Below are 2,148 nucleotides of genomic sequence, written 5' to 3'. Positions count from 1 at the left end.
CTTCATCCTCGGCTTCCTCGCCGCCGTCGCCCTCCGCAGCACCGGCGTCCTCCCCGACCCGCTGCTCGCCGCCGCCCACACCGCGCAGGAACTCCTCCTCGCCGCCGCCCTCTTCGCCCTCGGCAGCGCCGTCCACCTCCCCACCCTCACCCGAACCGGCGCCCGCGTCGCCGCACTCGGCCTCACCGCCTGGCTCCTGATAGCCGGCGTCTCCCTCACCGCAGTCCAACTCCTCCCCTGACCGGCAACACACCCGCCGACACCACAGCGGACAACACGGGAGCAACCCCTCCCGCTCCGCAACCGGGGCACCACACCCCGTGCCCTCCACCTCCCCACCCTTGCTAGCGTGAGCCGCCGAACGGGGGACACCCACCGGCGCCGCCCCGCCGTGCCCCGGTACACCAACGACCGCACCCAGCACGCCGGGGGACTCAACCCATGCCCGAAGAGCCCAACGCCCACAACCGCGACGTCGACGACTCCGAGTTCCTGGACATCGCCCGCAACCCGGCCGACGCCCGCTCACTCCGCAACTCACTCGAACTCCTCCGCAAGGGCGCCGCCGGGCCGGTGCTGAAGGAGATGGCCGAGGAAGTCCTCTCCGGTCGCATGAGCCTCCGCCAGGCCGTCAACGTCTCGGCCTACGCCGAGGCCGGCCTCGCCGAATCCCGCGACTTCCAGGAGAAGTGGGCCGCCATGTCCGACGCCGAACGCGAAGAGCTCGCCGCCCAAGGCGAAGCCGCCCACCGCAAAAGCAGCGGCCTCAGTGGTCGGCGCGTTCATGGCTGCCGCGTTCATGGCCGCCGCAGCGTACAAGGCGGTCCGCATCGTCTCGCTCTACCAGAACGCCGAGATTGCTCTTCTCGGCCTCTTCGTTACTCTTAACGCCGCCCGCCAGACCGGCACGGAACAGTTGGAGCAGAAGATCAGGGAGATCGGCGCCTTCCCCATGCCGGGCAAGGGCTACGACCACCGTGCCGTCTGATCTCACCAAGCGTGCGCGCACTGCTCGATTGAGATCGGAGGATGACTGTGCACAGGCTGACACGTGTGGCTGCCGGCTTCGCCATCTGGGCGGGATTGATCGCGGCGATTGTCTGCCAGACCTTGTGGACCGACTACGCAAAGGTGCGGCTCGATCTCTTCCTCTGCCTTCTCCTCATCGCGCTTGGCTTCTGGTTCAGGGAGGCGACGGACAGGGTAATCTGTGCCCACCTGGCGGTGCTGCCGGCCGTTCCACGCCCGGCACAACCCAGAGGCTTCAAGATCATGGATGCGAGTTGGCCGATCGCATATCACTCGCACATCCAGTTCGTCTTCTGGTTCACGTGCTTCGCGGCCGTTCCGGTGATGCTGGGCGTGCACGGACCGGGAGCCACACCGCTCGATGTCGCCGTATCCCCCGAAGTTCACACCGAGGCAGGACTCGGCGCTGTTCCCCTCGTTGCGGCGTGGGCAGGGATCCTCGGCCACCGCGCGCTCAAGGACCACAGAAGGGCGACCAAAAAGATCGACCAGGCGTTGAACTCCGGTGCGGGCCACGCCCTTCCCATCATCGTCAGTGACCGGTTCGGCGGAGTCCCCTCGTCGCCGTCCCGCGGCCACGAGGAGGCCGATGCCCTCCTCGTAAAGTCTCACGCGGAGTACGCTGCGGCCGAGCCGGCCCTGAGTCCCTACAAGTCGGGAGCGCTCTGCCTCCTGTCCGAGAACGGTGAGCGTTCGCTGTTCCTCGACCGACGCGCCGACCCACTGGTGGTCTCGGACGTCCTCGCCGGCAGGGAAGGCTGGCTCTACTGGCACCCGGCGAACGAGCCGATGGCCCGCGTGTCCGTTCCGGCGGTCCTCGTACTTGGCGATGGCCGCTACATCAGGGGCTGGACCCAGGACAACGGGCAGACAGCTGTCCCCGACGGCGAGGCGATCACCGTCCGGCCGGGCTTCCGTCAGATGGCGGATCCGATCGAAACGTCCGTACTGCGAGCCAGGACCACCTGTCGCCCCGCGCTCTACTACTTCGCGGTGGCGATCGCGCTCCTGTCAAGTAGCTTCCTCGGTCTCTGGAATGGAGAAGCGAAGGGTGTACCCCTGCTAGGAGGTGCGGCCCTCATCGCCATCGGCCTCAGTGTCGGCCGTCTGGTCGTCACC

Annotated in this window: 4 protein-coding genes; 3 read left to right on the top strand and 1 reads right to left on the bottom strand. The window is 67.8% G+C overall.

Annotated features, from left to right (window positions below; genetic code table 11):
* A partial coding sequence (locus GL263_RS25440) for a putative sulfate exporter family transporter (protein ID WP_182858092.1) occupies window positions 1-241 on the top strand: 241 nt, incomplete at its 5' end.
* A gap of 296 nt (window positions 242-537) precedes the next feature.
* On the opposite strand, the gene GL263_RS25435 is transcribed toward GL263_RS25440, so the two are convergent.
* The gene (locus GL263_RS25435; RefSeq protein WP_182858091.1) at window positions 538-801 is read right to left on the bottom strand and encodes a hypothetical protein; all 264 of its coding nucleotides are present in this window, start codon (window positions 799-801) and stop codon (window positions 538-540) included.
* On the opposite strand from GL263_RS25435, the gene GL263_RS25430 reads away from it, so the two are divergent.
* Window positions 800-988, top strand: a complete 189-nt coding sequence (locus tag GL263_RS25430) for a hypothetical protein (RefSeq protein ID WP_182858090.1) — start codon at window positions 800-802, stop codon at window positions 986-988. The two genes, GL263_RS25435 and GL263_RS25430, sit on opposite strands and share 2 nt — an antisense overlap.
* A gap of 65 nt (window positions 989-1,053) precedes the next feature.
* Window positions 1,054-2,148, top strand: a 1,095-nt coding sequence (locus tag GL263_RS25425; protein ID WP_182858089.1) for a hypothetical protein, incomplete at its 3' end; no start/stop codon positions are given.

Origin of the sequence: Streptomyces durbertensis (assembly GCF_014156695.1) — a bacterium.
GTDB classification, from domain to species: domain Bacteria; phylum Actinomycetota; class Actinomycetes; order Streptomycetales; family Streptomycetaceae; genus Streptomyces; species Streptomyces durbertensis.
Note: the sequence above shows the minus strand (reverse complement) of the source record. Positions and strands in the feature narration are given on the sequence as shown.